This window comes from Pantoea sp. GM01 (genome assembly GCF_000282675.1).
Taxonomy (GTDB): Bacteria; Pseudomonadota; Gammaproteobacteria; order Enterobacterales; family Enterobacteriaceae; genus Pantoea; species Pantoea nemavictus.
The window spans coordinates 98,855-114,305 of the sequence record NZ_AKIU01000007.1; the positions used below are offsets into that span (position 1 = coordinate 98,855).

The 15,451-nt window shown below is 51.4% G+C and carries 15 protein-coding genes; 7 read left to right on the plus strand and 8 right to left on the minus strand.

What is annotated here, in order from left to right; genetic code table 11:
• Positions 1 to 55: 55 nt before the first annotated feature.
• The 3 genes from map to PMI17_RS24655 form a co-directional block, all read right to left on the minus strand.
• Positions 56 to 838, minus strand: a complete 783-nt coding sequence (gene map, locus PMI17_RS03125) for a type I methionyl aminopeptidase (protein ID WP_007886007.1) — start codon at positions 836 to 838, stop codon at positions 56 to 58.
• Positions 835 to 1,080 (minus strand): ParD-like family protein, encoded by a 246-nt coding sequence (locus PMI17_RS03130; RefSeq protein WP_007886008.1) that lies wholly within the window; start codon positions 1,078 to 1,080, stop codon positions 835 to 837. Before PMI17_RS03130 ends, map begins: the two co-directional genes overlap by 4 nt.
• Positions 1,081 to 1,228: 148 nt before the next feature.
• A complete protein-coding gene (locus PMI17_RS24655) occupies positions 1,229 to 1,414 on the minus strand; it encodes a general stress protein (protein ID WP_007886009.1) in 186 nt (61 codons plus the stop codon).
• Between the two features lie 300 nt (positions 1,415 to 1,714).
• On the opposite strand from PMI17_RS24655, the gene PMI17_RS03135 reads away from it, so the two are divergent.
• From PMI17_RS03135 to PMI17_RS03150, 4 genes are all read left to right on the plus strand, one after another.
• The gene (locus PMI17_RS03135; RefSeq protein WP_007886011.1) at positions 1,715 to 3,169 is read left to right on the plus strand and encodes a sugar porter family MFS transporter; all 1,455 of its coding nucleotides are present in this window, start codon (positions 1,715 to 1,717) and stop codon (positions 3,167 to 3,169) included.
• 64 nt (positions 3,170 to 3,233) lie between these two features.
• The gene (locus tag PMI17_RS03140; RefSeq protein WP_007886013.1) at positions 3,234 to 3,950 is read left to right on the plus strand and encodes a YoaK family protein; all 717 of its coding nucleotides are present in this window, start codon (positions 3,234 to 3,236) and stop codon (positions 3,948 to 3,950) included.
• A gap of 215 nt (positions 3,951 to 4,165) precedes the next feature.
• On the plus strand, positions 4,166 to 6,046 hold the full coding sequence (gene bglF / locus PMI17_RS03145; RefSeq protein WP_007886015.1) for a PTS beta-glucoside transporter subunit IIABC: 1,881 nt from the start codon (positions 4,166 to 4,168) through the stop codon (positions 6,044 to 6,046).
• Between the two features lie 15 nt (positions 6,047 to 6,061).
• On the plus strand, positions 6,062 to 7,456 hold the full coding sequence (locus PMI17_RS03150) for a glycoside hydrolase family 1 protein (RefSeq protein WP_007886017.1): 1,395 nt from the start codon (positions 6,062 to 6,064) through the stop codon (positions 7,454 to 7,456).
• Between the two features lie 47 nt (positions 7,457 to 7,503).
• On the opposite strand, the gene licT is transcribed toward PMI17_RS03150, so the two are convergent.
• The 4 genes from licT to PMI17_RS03170 all read right to left on the minus strand — a co-directional run bounded on the left by licT (position 7,504) and on the right by PMI17_RS03170 (position 11,187).
• On the minus strand, positions 7,504 to 8,367 hold the full coding sequence (gene licT / locus PMI17_RS03155; protein WP_007886020.1) for a BglG family transcription antiterminator LicT: 864 nt from the start codon (positions 8,365 to 8,367) through the stop codon (positions 7,504 to 7,506).
• Positions 8,368 to 8,565: 198 nt separating this feature from the next.
• Entirely contained in the window at positions 8,566 to 8,913 is a 348-nt protein-coding gene (gene yajD / locus PMI17_RS03160) for an HNH nuclease YajD (protein ID WP_007886021.1), read from the minus strand.
• 233 nt (positions 8,914 to 9,146) lie between these two features.
• Entirely contained in the window at positions 9,147 to 10,178 is a 1,032-nt protein-coding gene (locus PMI17_RS03165) for a methionine synthase (protein WP_007886022.1), read from the minus strand.
• A 25-nt stretch (positions 10,179 to 10,203) separates the two neighbouring features.
• Complete coding sequence (locus PMI17_RS03170) at positions 10,204 to 11,187, minus strand: DUF1852 domain-containing protein (protein ID WP_007886023.1); 984 nt, start codon at positions 11,185 to 11,187, stop codon at positions 10,204 to 10,206.
• Positions 11,188 to 11,654: 467 nt separating this feature from the next.
• On the opposite strand from PMI17_RS03170, the gene eptB reads away from it, so the two are divergent.
• Entirely contained in the window at positions 11,655 to 13,313 is a 1,659-nt protein-coding gene (gene eptB / locus PMI17_RS03175) for a kdo(2)-lipid A phosphoethanolamine 7''-transferase (RefSeq protein ID WP_007886024.1), read from the plus strand.
• Positions 13,314 to 13,446: 133 nt separating this feature from the next.
• Entirely contained in the window at positions 13,447 to 13,986 is a 540-nt protein-coding gene (locus PMI17_RS03180) for a DUF2058 domain-containing protein (RefSeq protein ID WP_007886025.1), read from the plus strand.
• Positions 13,987 to 14,001: 15 nt separating this feature from the next.
• On the opposite strand, the gene PMI17_RS03185 is transcribed toward PMI17_RS03180, so the two are convergent.
• Positions 14,002 to 14,700, minus strand: a complete 699-nt coding sequence (locus PMI17_RS03185; protein ID WP_036620110.1) for an RluA family pseudouridine synthase — start codon at positions 14,698 to 14,700, stop codon at positions 14,002 to 14,004.
• Positions 14,701 to 14,890: 190 nt separating this feature from the next.
• Here PMI17_RS03185 and PMI17_RS03190 point away from each other — a divergent pair, with 190 nt between their 5' ends.
• On the plus strand, positions 14,891 to 15,373 hold the full coding sequence (locus PMI17_RS03190) for a cold-shock protein (RefSeq protein ID WP_007886027.1): 483 nt from the start codon (positions 14,891 to 14,893) through the stop codon (positions 15,371 to 15,373).
• Positions 15,374 to 15,451: the final 78 nt, after the last annotated feature.

Sequence of the window (15,451 nt, forward strand, 5' to 3'; positions counted from 1 at the left end):
TATTCCCCTATTTTGCGTCTAAAGAGAAACTAGCGAGAGCGGTTATAGGCTTGCGCTAAATCGGCGCATAGTCGCCAGTGCCTTCTGGCCACGGCGTCAGCAAATCAAAGCCGGTTTCCGTCACGGCGATGGTGTGTTCCCACTGCGCTGACAGCGAGCGGTCTTTGGTTACCACCGTCCAGCCATCTGACAACACGCTGGTACCCGCTTTGCCGGCGTTGATCATGGGCTCGATAGTGAAGATCATCCCGGCCTGCAGCGCTAATCCCGCACCCGGCGTGCCGTAATGCAGGATTTGCGGATCGCCGTGATACACCTCGCCGACGCCGTGACCACAATATTCCCGCACCACCGAGAAGCCAGCTTTTTCTGCGACCTGCTGAATGGCTGCGCCAATATCGCCCAGCGTCGCGCCCGGCTTCACCACGTTAATGCCCGCCACCATCGAGTCGTAGGTGATCTCCACCAGTCTTTTCGCCCGCACCGACGGTTGGCCAACGTAATACATGCGGCTGGTATCGCCGTACCAGCCATCTTTAATGATGGCGACGTCGATATTCACGATGTCGCCATCCTTGAGCTTTTTCTCACCTGGAATGCCGTGACACACCACGTGATTGACCGAGGTACAAGTGGTGCGCGTATAGCCCTGATAGCCGATATTAGCGGGCACCACGTTGAGCTGGTTGACGATATAGTCGTGGCAGATCGCGTCCAGTTCATCAGTGGTGACGCCCGGTTTGACGTACGGCGTGATGATCTCCAGCACTTTGGCGGCGGCGTGTCCGGCGGCGCGCGCCAGTTCGATCTCTTCAGCGGTGTGCAGTTTGATGCTCATGACGCGATTCCCTGCGATGTGAATAAAGGATGGTCGAGCAGCTGCGCTAAATCAGCGCCGCTGTCGCGTTCGACGCGCATCAGTAAGCGCGTCAATTCCTGATGATTGAGGGTGGGATAAATCTCGGCCAGCATGCCGATCTTCATCCAGTGTTCTGCCTGTGCGTTGATGGAACGGCTCATGGCCGTGCTGGCAATGCGCAAGTTCTCATGCATTAAGTCGGAGATTTTTACGATACCCATGATGTGACCTATATATAAAACATATGCGTTATGTATATAGGTTACCACATGTGTGGCGATTGAAAAAACGCAGTGGGTTGGTTAGCGGAAAACCCTTTGACGGTTAATAGGGGATGCCAATCCATGGCGAACAACATCCTAAGGCGCCTTACTCAGACTTCGTTGGAGGACGACGGCTTATTTTGCCTCCTTTCCGGCCCGCTTCAACGGCTCTTTCAGGGTCGTTTCTGAAGTTGCCACCGCTGGCTTTGCCTCCCGCACTGCCAGCTTCTTTTGCACGTTCCGGATTGTTAGCAAAATTCCCTGCGCCGCCTCTGTAGCTCTGTTTGTTCATAGGAAGACCTCTTATCAATGTTCCATTAGATTTAAGGACTAGCTAGTCACGCTGAAATTCTAGTCGGTGGTTTTGGTAAAGCCAGGGCGAAAAGCATGATCATTTGAAACAGATCAAAAGAAGTTTTATTGGCTATCGCGTTGTTCCAATAAGCAATGACGTCGATCACACCCTTCACAGTGCGTTTTCTAACCGATTAACAGTGACCTTCGTCACATTTTAAAAATCCTGTCTATACTTTTGCCTTTTGGGATTACGCCTTTGCGCCCGCGCGGCGCGTTCAATATGCAGGGAACAGGAATGGAAACATCGCAGCAAAACAATGAAGACGACTCAGCACTAAGCAACCTTACCGTGAAACAGCGCCTGTTTTTTGTGGTGCTGGTGGCCACCATGGGAGCGCTGGCGTTTGGTTATGACACCGGCATTATTTCCGGCGCGTTGCCGTATATGACCTTACCGCCCGATCAGGGCGGCCTCGATCTCACCCCCTTCACCGAAGGTTTAGTGACGTCATCACTGATCTTCGGCGCCGCACTTGGCGCTTTCCTTAGCGGTTACTTCTCCGACCGCTTCGGTCGCCGCATTACGCTGCGCAGCCTGGCGCTGATCTTCGTCGCCGGCGCCATTGGTACCGCATTGGCGCCTAATCTGCATGTGATGGTGGCGATGCGTTTCCTGTTGGGTATCGCGGTGGGTGGCGGATCGTCAACCGTGCCGGTATTTATTGCAGAAATCGCCGGGCCTAAACGTCGCGCACCGTTGGTGAGTCGCAACGAGCTGATGATCGTTTCCGGCCAGCTGCTGGCGTATGTGGTCAGTGCGCTAATGAGCTATTTGCTCAATGATTCGCATATGTGGCGTTACATGCTAGCGCTGGCGATGATTCCGGGTGCGTTACTGTTTATCGGTACCTTCTTTGTACCGGCTTCGCCGCACTGGATGGTGGCAGAAGGGCGCATCAAAGAAGCGAGCCGTATTCTGCACAAGCTGCGTGAAACACCGCGCGAAGTGCGAAAAGAGATGGCGGAGATGCGTCAGCATGCCAAAGCTTCGCGACAGGGACCGTCCGCTCGTGAACTGTTGCAGCAGAAGTGGGTGATGAGGCTGCTATTGGTGGGTGCGGGGTTGGGTATTGTTATCCAGTTCACCGGCGTGAATGCCTTTATGTATTACACGCCGGTGATTTTGAAAACCACCGGCATGGGCACCAACGCCTCGATTGCCGCGACCATCGGAAACGGCGTGGTATCAGTCATTGCAACCATAGTCGGTATCAAAGCGGTGGGGCGTTTTGGACGTCGTACTATGCTGATGACCGGGCTGACGGTAGTGATTGCCATGCAGCTGGCGCTGGGTTGTGTGCTGCTGTTGATGCCACAAAGCATGACGCAAAGTATGTTCGCGCTGGCGGCCATTCTGGTGTTCCTGTTCTTTATGCAGATGTGTATTTCACCGGTTTACTGGCTGCTGATGTCCGAGCTGTTCCCGATGAAATTGCGCGGCGTGCTCACCGGTGCGGCGGTGTCGTTCCAGTGGATTTGCAACGCGGCGGTGGCCTTTGCTTTCCCACCGTTGCTGGCCGCTACCGGCAACGCTGCCTTCTTTATCTTTGCCGCCATTAACGTCGCATCGCTGATCTTCGTTATTACCATGTTGCCGGAAACCAAAGGCAAATCGCTTGAGCAGATCGAAAATGAGATGCGCGATCGTTTTAGCGAGCAGGATCAGGAAGCAGCAGACGGCGTCGCTTAACCGCGCTTGAGAATTCCTGGCTGCGGGGGGAAGATACGCATCTTTCACCGGGCCAGGAATTGCCATGCTGATCACCGCCGAGAACACCCGCACCTTTAATACCGACATTCGCCTGGCCTGCACGCTGGCTGCGGTAGCCGGCGCGCTCAACACCGCCGCGTTCGAGACCGTCGGTTTCTTTTCGGCAAACATGACCGGCAACGTCTCCTCGCTTTCCGATCATCTGGCGAAAGCCAATCTGCACGTCGGCCTGTTTTTTCTCCTCATCGTCTTGCTGTTTATCGCCGGTTCATCGGTCTCAACGTTGATTATTAACACCGGCAGAAGGCGCCAAATCCGCGGCATCTACGCGATCAATATCCTGATTGAAGGCATTGCGCTGCTGGCGCTGGGCGTGATGGAAAGCGCGTTTCGATTCAGCGGCTCTGGCGTGCTGTTAGTGCTCAGTCTGAGTTTTCTAATGGGCTTGCAGAACGCGGTAGTGACGCGCATCTCCAACGCGCGCGTCCGTACCACGCATGTTTCGGGGACCGCCACCGACATCGGCATTGAGTTAGCGATGCTGTTTGATGTGCTGCGCCGCAAAGAATCCCCCAAAGATGCGCCACTGTATATCGAGCGGTTGAAACTGCATTGCTACACCGTACTGGCCTTTCTTGGCGGCGGCGTTTTGGGGATTTGGCTGCTGCAGGTGATGAGCTATCTACTGTTAATCGTGATTGGTGCGCTGCTGAGCGTGCTCGCGTTAACCGCGCTTAAACGGAGCGCATCGTCGCAGTAAACAGTGATGTGCTTCACGCTTTGTCATGCCGCTGCGGAAAATTGCTTGCCACTTTCCCCACGCTGTAAGCAAGATAGCCCGCGTTAAGGATTGTTACTGTTCGGCAGGCAAAACCTGAGGCGCGCCCTTTTTCATTTCGAAGAGGGCGCGCCTCAGGTTTTTTTTTGCGCGGAATTCGGGGCATAAATGCAGGGCATTGTTCAGGAGAAAGAGTGATGCAATATCAGGAACTGGCGGATGAGATCGTTGCCGGCGTCGGCGGCAAAGCGAACATTATCAGCGTGATGCACTGCGCCACGCGTTTGCGCTTCAAGCTCAAAAACAGTCAACAGGCGCAAACGGCGGCGTTGAAAAACAATCCTGGCGTGATCATGGTGGTGGAGAGCGGCGGCCAATATCAGGTGGTGATTGGTAATCAGGTTGCTGAGGTCTATCGCGAACTGACCGCACGACATGCGCTGGACGATCGGAGCGACGCCACCGATAACGAGGCACCACAAGGCCTGTTTGCCCGCTTTATCGATCTGGTTTCCGGCATTTTCACCCCGTTTATTGGCGTGATGATCGCCTCCGGTATTATTAAAGGATTGCTGGCGCTGGCGCTGGTGATCGGCGTGATGGATGCCAGCAGCGGCAGCTACAAGGTGCTGTTTGTTGCCAGCGACGGTTTGTTCTATTTCCTGCCAATTCTGCTCGGCTACAGCGCCGGGAAAAAATTTGGCGGCAATCCGTTTGTCAGCATGGCGATTGCCGCTGCGCTGGTGCATCCGATAATTCTTGAGGTGCTACAACAGCAGCAGCAGGGCAACGCGCTGACGTTCATTGGCATTCCACTGGAAGTGCTGAACTACAGCTCTTCAGTGATCCCGATTATCTTTGCCGCCTGGGTTTCCAGCCTGATTGAGCGCTGGGTGCATCCGCGTTCGCCCAGCGCGGTGCGTAACTTCACCACGCCGTTATGCTGCCTGCTGATTACCGTGCCGCTGACTTTTCTCGCCATTGGCCCGGCGGCCACCTGGCTAAGCCGCATGCTGGCCGAAGGCTATTTGTGGATTTATAGCCTGAGCCCAATGATTGCCGGTGCGGTGATGGGCGCAATCTGGCAAGTGTGCGTCATTTTTGGTCTGCACTGGGGATTGGTGCCGATTATGCTGAATAACCTCGCCAACTTTGGTCACGACACCTTGCTGCCGCTGCTGATGCCTGCGGTGCTGGGGCAGGCGGGCGCGACGCTGGGCATCTTCCTGCGTACCCGAGAGGCTAAGCTGAAAGCGATGGCGGGATCGGCCTTCACCGCCAGCATCTTTGGCATCACCGAGCCGGCAGTCTATGGCGTCACGCTGCCGCGCCGTCGTCCGTTTATCTTCGGTTGCATTGGCGGAGCGCTGGGCGCGGCGATTCTCGGTTTCTGGCACACCACCATTTACTCCTTTGGCTTCCCGAGCGTCTTCACCTTTATTCAGGTGGTGCCGAACAGTGGCATTGATGCCAGCGTGCTGGCGGCATTCGCCGGTGCAGCGGTGGCGCTGCTGTTTGCCTGCGTCACCACCTATCTATTTGGCCTTAGCGAAGTAGCCGCCACGCCGGCAGCGGCAGTAACACCGGCGCCCGCCGCGGTTGCACCGCCTGCCAGCCTCACGCGACGCGAAAGCGTGGTGAGCCCGATGGCGGGAGCAGTGATTCCGCTGGAGCAGGTCAAAGATGAAACCTTTGCCAGCGGATTGTTGGGCAAAGGGGCGGCGATTATCCCGCAGCAGGGGCGCGTGGTTTCCCCGATAAACGGCGTGGTGTCGTCGATATTCCGCACCGGTCATGCCATCGGCCTGACCTCAGAACAGGGCGCGGAAGTGCTGATCCACGTTGGCCTCGACACCGTGAAGCTGGACGGACAATTTTTCCATCCCAGGGTCGCGAACGATCAGCCGATTGAGGTGGGGGATGTGCTGCTGGAATTCGATCTCGATGCAATCAAAGCCGCAGGATTCGATCTCACCACGCCAGTGCTGGTGAGTAACAGTGATGATTTTGTGGATGTATTAACCCTGAGCCACACGGCGGTGAGCGAAGGCGCTCCGCTGTTGGCCGTGCTGAAATAACCAAGGAGTAAGCAAATGACTAAACGTTTCCCGGATGAATTTTTATGGGGTGGCGCGGTTGCCGCCAATCAGGTTGAAGGGGCTTATCAGGAAGGCGGTAAGGGCTTATCCACGTCGGATTTACAACCGAAAGGCATTTTTGGCGCGCGCGTGGAGCGCAGCGGTGATGACTTTGGTATCAAAGATACCGCCATCGATTTCTATCACCGCTTCCCGCAGGACATCAAACTATTCGCCGAAATGGGCTTTACCGTGCTGCGTACCTCAATTGCCTGGACGCGCATTTTCCCGCAGGGCGACGAAGCCGAGCCGAATGAAGCGGGACTGGCCTATTACGATCGTCTGTTTGATGAGATGGCAAAATACAACATCACGCCGCTGGTGACACTGTCACATTATGAAATGCCGTATGGCTTAATCAAAAAGTATGGCGGCTGGGGCAATCGCATCACCATTGATTGTTTCGAGCGTTATGCGCGCGCAGTGTTCACCCGTTTTCAGCACAAGGTGAAGCTGTGGCTGACCTTCAATGAAATCAATATGTCGCTGCATGCGCCTTTCACCGGCGTGGGGCTGGCGGAAGAGAGCGACCAGCAGGCGATTTATCAGGCGATTCACCACCAGCTGGTGGCGAGTGGTCGCGCGGTAAAAGCCTGCCATGAAATCGTGCAGGACGGCAAAATTGGCAATATGCTGCTGGGCGCGCTGCTTTATCCATTGAGCTGCCGACCGGCGGACGTGCTGGAAACCTTGCAGCAAAACCGCGAATGGCTGTTCTTTGGCGATGTGCAGGTACGCGGCGCTTATCCAGCGTATATGAAGCGGTTCTTTGCCGATCGCGGCATCACTATTGCGATGACCGACGAAGATAAACGCGACCTGCAAAACACCGTCGATTACATCTCCTTCAGCTACTACATGACCGGCTGCGTCACCACCAATGAAGAGGATAATCAGAAAGCGCGCGGCAACATTCTCTCAATGGTGCCGAATCCACATTTGCCGAGTTCTGATTGGGGCTGGCAGATTGATCCAGAAGGGCTGCGCATTCTGCTCAATATTCTTTATGACCGTTATCAGAAGCCGCTGTTTATCGTGGAAAACGGGCTGGGCGCCAAAGATGTGGTAGAAGCCGATGGCACTATTAATGATGATTATCGCATTCAGTATCTCAACGATCATCTGGTGCAGGTGCGCGAAGCGATTGAGGATGGCGTCGAGGTGATGGGCTATACCTGCTGGGGCCCGATTGATTTGGTTAGCGCATCCAAAGCCGAGTTTTCCAAGCGCTACGGTTTTATCTATGTTGATCGTGATGATGCCGGCAACGGCACGCTGGAACGTTCGCGCAAGAAGAGTTTCTTCTGGTATCAGGACGTGATCCGCAGTCATGGTGAAGCGTTGAAATAACGTAGGTGGCGAGGTTTTCGTAGGGTGCGCATTGGTGCGCACCCTGTTTAAGCCTCGTCGGCATCTTCCTGCAACGCCAGCGTCTCTTTGCGTACGCGTTCAATATGAATCGTCAGAAACATGCGTTCTTCGCTGGAAAGTTCATACAGATATTTTTGCTGAATATGTTGGTCGATCTTCATTGCACACTGATAGGCGAGGGGATATTTGTCACGCACCACATCATGCAGTGATTCATCCTCACTCCACACGCCACGTATACCCAACATGCGCTGGGCGAAAAACTTCAGGTGGTTGACGAAGCGGTTGTAACTCAGGCTATCGGTGCGGTAATCGAGCTGCAGCCGATACTTCACGATATGCAGAATCTCCTGCATAAACTGCGTGATGTGCGAGACATCAGCGAAGTCGCTGCCGAGCTGCGCATTCACCAGATGCAACGCAATAAAGCCGGCCTCATCTTCCGGCAGCACGACACCCAGGCGCTTGCTGATCATCTCCAGCGCTTCAAGGCCAAGCGAGAACTCCTTCGGATACAGCGTTTTAATCTCCCACTTCAACACGTTGCGAATCGGAATGCCCTGCTGATGACGCTCAATGGCAAAGTGACAGTGATCGCACAGCGCGATGGAGAGACTTTCATGCAGCGGTTGGCCAAGCTGCTGACGTGCGTTGGCGATAATCAGTTCGCTGGTGGTAATCACCTCCAGCGGAATATCCGACAGCAGTTCGCTGAGCCGTCCGGTTAAAGCATCGCTTTGTAGCGCAAACACTTTCTCGATCTGTTGCGCATCCAGTGTGTCGCCGACGCGCTTCTGAAACGCTAAACCGCGTCCCATCACCACCTGCTCTTTGCCGTTGTCGCCCAGCACCACCGCGACATTATTGTTGAGGATTTTCGCGATTTTCATTTTTCTCAGCCCTGAAAATAAAAAACCTGACCCACCGGGAGGACGGCGTGCCAGGTTTTGCCTGCGCTGAACGCAGTAACAATCTCGCGAGATCATAATCGGCTGAGGATTTCCGACAAGCAGAGCGACAGTTAAATGTGAAATGCATCATGTTTCTGGGCTATTAACCCGGCGCGATTAGGGTTTAGTCGACCTTAATTATTTTTTCTTATTAAGCATCGCTTTCAAATCCGCAAAAGGATTATAGGTGGCTTCACCGACATCCTTTTGCGCATCTTCCCCCGCTACCACGCTAGTGCCGTATTGATCGGCTTCCGTGTATTTAGAGTGCTCATGGTCATGGCAATAGAGACACAATAACTCCCAGTTGCTGCCATCTTCCGGATTATTGGTGTGGTCGTGATCGATATGGTGCACCGTCAATTCACGTAGGTTGGAGTAAACAAATTCTCGCGAGCAGCGTCCACACACCCACGGATAAATTTTTAATGCTTTCTCACGGTAGCCGCTTTCCAGCCGGGTGTAGTTTTTGGGAATCAAAGCCATTGCCGAGGTACCTGTTAAAAGAGAGTGATTTATTTTGATTGCAGCAAACTAATCCAGACAGCAGGGTACTGCAAGTGGCGAGCGGAGTCAGCTATTGGCTCTTAAAACGGGGAGGGGAAATCGTGGCGATTACAGCGTGGCTAGCACTCAGTCCGGTTGCGGGTTCAGGAGCGGGAAACCTCACCGCGCAATCCGGACTGAGTTAACTTCAATTGCTCAACTCTTCTGCGCGATTATTTCGCCTGCAGTTCTTTACGCACGATCTCTGCGCCGGCACTTAACGCATCCAGCTTGCCGCGCGCGACGCCACGCGGTAACGGGATCATGCCACAGTTGGTGCACGGATAGAGCTTGTCGGCATCGACATACTGCAGTGCTTTTCGCAGCGTAGCGGCAACTTCCTCAGGCGTCTCGATGGTGTTGGTCGCCACATCAATCGCACCAACCATCACCTTTTTACCGCGAACCAACTCCATCAGTTCCATTGGCACGTGCGAGTTTTGACACTCCAGTGAGATGATATCGATATTGGATTTCTGCAGTTTAGGGAAGATCTCTTCATACTGACGCCACTCGGTACCCAGCGTCTTTTTCCAATCGGTATTGGCTTTGATGCCATAACCGTAGCAAATGTGCACAGCGGTTTCACACTTGAGGCCTTCGATGGCTCTTTCCAGCGTGGCAATGCCCCACTCATTCACTTCATCAAAGAAAACGTTAAATGCGGGTTCATCGAACTGAATAATATCGACACCCACCGCTTCTAATTCTTTGGCCTCTTCATTGAGGATTTTAGCGAATTCCCACGCCAGCTTTTCACGGCTTTTATAGTGATTATCATACAGCGTATCAATCATGGTCATAGGACCAGGCAGCGCCCATTTAATCGGTTGGTCAGTTTGGGAGCGTAAGAATTTAGCATCCTCAACAAACACCGATTTTTGGCGGCTTACCGGGCCAACCACGGTTGGAACACTCGCTTCGTAGCGATTACGGATTTTAACGATTTCACGCTTCTCAAAATCAACCCCGTTGAGGTGTTCAATAAAGGTAGTGACAAAGTGTTGGCGCGTTTGCTCACCATCACTAACAATATCGATACCCGCCTGTTGTTGATCTTCCAGACACAAACGAAGCGCATCTTGTTTGCCGTCGATTAATTCCTGATCTTGCAATTTCCACGGTGACCACAGCGTCTCCGGCTGAGCAAGCCAGGAAGGTTTAGGCAAACTGCCCGCAGTGGACGTCGGTAATAATTTTTTCATCGCAGGTGACCTTATTTTTTATCAATCAAAGAACGGAATTGGCAAACCATTGCTCAAGAATAGTTTGATATGGTTTGATGAAGTTCTCTTCAGTGAACTTTCCTTGTTCAATAGCCAACTGGCTACGTTCTTCTCGATCATAAACAATCTGAGTTAACGAAAAATCGAGGTGGTTCAGGCTTGGCTGATAGTATTTTCCGGCTGCAGAGTTAGCGTTGTAGATCTCAGGACGATAGATCTTTTGGAAAGTCTCCATCGTGCTGATGGTACTGATCAGCTCAAGATTGGTGTAATCACTGAGTAAATCGCCATGGAAATAAAATGCTAAAGGCGCAACGCTGTTAGCAGGCATGAAATAACGCGCACGTAATCCCATTTTGCCGAAATATTCATCCGTCAGGGAGAGTTCATCTTGCTGATACTCTATGCCGAGTACCGGATGTTCATTGCCGGTACGATAATAGGTGTTTTTGCTTGAAACGCTGAGGCAGATAACCGGCGCTTTTTTGAAGTTATTTTTATACGCCTCCGAGTTAACAAAATATTTGAAGACGTTGCCATGCAGTTCACCAAAGTTATCCGGGGTGCGGAACTCTGGATGATTTTTATTATGCTCGGACAGCAATACGCTGAAGTCATAGTCGCGCACGTAAGACGAGAAGTTATTGCCAACAATGCCTTCAATACGTTCATTGGTTTTTTTATCAACGATATTGGTTTTTAATATCTCAATCACCGGGAAGGTATTGTCATTGCCTGCTGTGGCGATCTTTAACTCAACGGAGACGATTTCGAGTTCAACAGCGTAACGATCCGCTTTCGGGTTATCCCAATGCGCCAGAGAATTAAAGCGGTTATCAATCATCACTAAGGCGTTGCGTAAATTATCCTGGCGCTTCTCGCCCCGCGCTAAATTCGCAAAGTTGGTGGTGATACGCGTGTTCTCGGAAGGATTATAATTTTCGTCGAAACGCAGCGTCTTCACAGCAAAGTCAAAATGGTTAGTCATCGCAATCTGGCACCTTAGTGTCGAATATCAAGCCCGATTAACTTGCAGGATTTCCCAGGTTTTTCTTCGCTGGTACTCTCAGGGAGTAGGCTTGATATTATTTTAAGTTATTAACAATGCATCTTTTATGCCTCAGTCTCTGGGTGAAAAAAAGTGATTTAATTTCAACGAACATGAACGAATTTCATGATGGCGTGCAGGATAAGGTATGGAGCAGATGCAGTAGGAGCCAAAATCCCAGTTTATGGCAAGCGCCACTGCGGGATGGCAAAGGTGTTTGCCCAGCGCTGGCAGAGGTTGATGACTTAGGAAGCCTTAGCGCCATACACCATCTACAACATATTGTTACATTATAACATGCTCATTCTTCTCGCTTGATTGAACCCATTCTCAACCTCGTCGTCTCAGCAATGGCACGTTTTTTACAGGGAACGAATTAATCTAGTTACACTAATAATGAGGCAAAGATGTTTAAACGGGGTTGGCTTGAGCAATTTTACGTACCGGGATGGGTATCGTTGTATGTCGGCATTTTACTTAATATTCCTATTTTCATTCGTCGCTATCATCAACTGCAATTTGACAATGTTCTGTCGGTCATCATTGAAGTCGTCGCCGCATTTTGTTTAGTGATGTTTTTAACTTTATTAATGTCATTAACCGGCAAGATGATTTCTCGGCTATTGATGACGCTGCTGGTGATATTTTCTAGCGCCGCCAGCTACTACATGATCTTTTTCAATATTGATATTGGCTATGGGATTATTGCTGCGGTGCTGGCAACGGATTCGATTGATCTCTCAAAGGAATCCATTGGCTGGCATTTCATCTTGTGGCTGGTGGCGGTCAATATTATTCCGTTATGGCTGATTTGGCGTGGATTACGCACCAGCTCAGCTGCCACGATTAATAAAAAACGTTACTGGTCTTATAAAACCGTGGCCATTCTGGTTGCTGCAATGGGTTGTTGGTTACCGCTCAACCTGATGGGGAAAATGCAAGATGAGCAAGACAAACACAACAATCGCATGATGGCCAGCTACGGCGGTATCGTGGCCGGGACCTATTCTCCTTCGAATTGGTTATCAGGCGTGGGATTACTGGCTTACAGTTCCTACAGCCAGGCGGAAGATAATCGAAATCTTTACGACCCAACGGATCATTATCGCTATAACCCGCCCAAGGATGCTGACAACCTTTATATCGTGTTTGTGATTGGCGAGAGCGCACGCCGCGATCATATGGGACTTTACGGTTATGACCGTGACAACACGCCTTATCTCGACCATGAAAAAAATCTGGTTCACCTGCAGGGTTATTCTTGTGATACCTCAACTAAACTCTCGCTGCGTTGCATGTTTGTGCGCGAAGGCGGGGCGTCAGAAGCCCCGCAGCGAACGCTGAAAGAGATGAACGTATTTACGGTAATGAAGAAACAGGGCTTTTCTGAAGAGCTCTATTCTATGCAGAGTGAAGCCTGGTTCTATAACAAAGTTATGGCAGACAGCTATGCATTACGGGAATCTATTCAGGCGGAAAAACGCCATGTAGGGCAACCGGTGGATGATATGGCTTTAGTCACGGAACTCCAGGATTCTATTCAGCGCCATCCTCAGGGCAAACATATCGTTATTCTGCATACTAAAGGTTCGCACTATCTTTATACGGAACGTTATCCTCGTGCATTTGCGCGTTATCAACCGGAGTGCCAGGGCATTGATGATGCATGCAGTACGCAGGAGATGATTAATTCGTATGACAATAGTATTTTGTATACCGATTACTTTCTTAAGCAGACGTTTGATAGCCTGAAAGATAAAAATGCCATTGTCTTTTATGCCTCCGATCATGGTGAATCGATTTCCGATAATCTGCATTTCCACGGCACGCCGCGTGACCATGCACCTATGGCGCAGCGCACTATTCCAATTATGGTCTGGGCCTCGGATAAATTCCTGAGTAATAAGGATCACAAAGCCTCGTTCGCACAATTAGAGCAGCTGCAAAATAATAAAACGCCGGTGTTTCACGAGAAGCTATTCGACACTATTTTAGGCTGTTCTGGCTTTACTTCTCCTGATGGTGGTATTAATCCGGCGAGAAACTGGTGCGCCCATACGGAATAGGGGTTATTGCTGCATAGCGTGACTGAGGGGAAAGTGGCTATCATCGCTTCCCCTCTTACGGTCACCAGGCTGGCACAGCCGCGGACATTCCAGCTATAATCCCCCAAATTCTTCAACCGGTTCAGACCTAACAATGACAAAACTCACCTTACAAGAGCAGATGCTTAAAGCTGGATTAGTTACCAGCAAAAAGATGGATAAAGTGCAAAGAACGGCCAAAAAATCACGCGTTCAGGCACGTGAAGCAAGAGAGGCCGTGGAAGAGAATAAAAAAGCACAGCTTGAGCGCGATAAGCAACTGAGCGAACAACAAAAGCAAGCGGCTTTATCCAAAGAGTATAAGGCACAGGTGAAGCAACTGATTGAAATGAACCGCATCGACATTTCGAAAGGCAATATTGGTTTCAACTTCACCGACGGTAATTTAATTAAAAAAATAATGGTGGATAAAACCACCCAGGCTCAGCTGATTAGTGGTCGTCTGGCCATTGCGCGTTTGGTGGTTGATAACAATGGTGAGAGTCAATACGCCATCATTCCCGCCAGCGTAGCCGATAAAATTGCGCAGCGAGATGCGAACAGCATTGTCTTAAACAGCGCCCTGAGTCAGGAAGAGCAGGATGAAGAAGATCCGTACGCTGATTTCAAAGTGCCTGATGATTTGATGTGGTAATCCGTAAATTCTGCTTCAGAACGGGCTGTTGCTGCGGGCTGTTATCCACTCTTTCGTGATGGGATGAACAAAGTGCAGCGCGCTGGCGTGCAGCATCAGCCGTGAGGTTTGTTCGGTTCCCGGCAACAGGCGGCCGCCATAAAGGTCACAGCCCCAAATCGGGTGGCCCAGCTGCTGGCAGTGAATACGCAGCTGGTGGGTGCGACCGGTTTCCGGGCTTAGCGCAACCCGCGTTAACGGCAGTAACGTCCCATCTTCACACTCGTGATAAAAACGCTCAATCACCTGATAGCGCGAACGCGCGGGCTTGCCGCGTACGGCGCAAATCGACATCCTGGGGAACAGCGCCGGATCTTTCGCTATCGCCGCGTCTATCACGCCCTGATCATGCTCCAGATGCCCACACAGCAGTGCGCTGTACTCTTTGGTCACGCTGCGTTGACTGAATTGCTGGCACAGCGCGGCATTCATCGCTTTATTGCGGGCGATTACCATCAAACCGGAAGTCCCAAAATCAAGGCGGTGAACCAGCGTGCAGCCGGGGAACGTTTTTACCAGCCGGTGATGGACTGAGTCGAGATTTTGTGGATTTTTCCCGGACAGGCTGAGCAAGCCAGCAGGCTTGTTGATCAGCAGCAGGTGTTCGTCCTGATAAACAATCTCTATCTCTTCAGTACAGGGCGGGGCAATAAAGGTATCGATAATGGAAGACATCAGGCTGCCCGGCTGGAAGGTGGGGGCGGATAATAACCAATTTTCCGCTGACTGGCGAATCTGACCCGCCGCAGATTCGCCGCGCGGAAATTTATCGTCCACACTTACCCGGTAGACGTAGTCTGCGCAGGCATTGTGCATTACACTGCGCGCTGAAAAAACTGAGTAGATAACGATTAGGTAGGCGGTAATGGCGATGAACGGAACAATCACAACCTGGTTTCAGGATAAAGGTTTTGGATTTATCAAAGATGAGAATGGCGATAACCGCTATTTTCATGTGATTAAGGTCGCTAATCCTGAGCTGATTAAGAAAGATGCCGCGGTCACGTTTGAACCGACCACCAATAACAAAGGCTTGTCAGCCTACGCGGTGAAAGTGTCACCGGAAAGTAAATACATCTATATTGCTGGCGAGCGCCTGAAACTCACCTCGATCAAAAATTACGTGGTGTATAGCGAAGAAGTTCCGGTCGAAACCCGCATTGATAAAGAGAATCCGGTGTTGTCGGTGGGGTTATTGATGAACAGCATTAAGCCGAAAAAAGATGTTAAGCCTGATGAAATGCGCACGTTGAAAAAGCTGGCGATCACCACCTTCCAGGGAAGCACGCTCATTTTCTCGGCAGATGAAATCGACGTGGATGCCACGGTGAAAATGCTTAAACTTTAAACCACTATTGTCTATTCCTGCTGATTATTGAGGTGCGTACTCTGCGCACCTTTAACACCTCGCCATACACTTCCATGC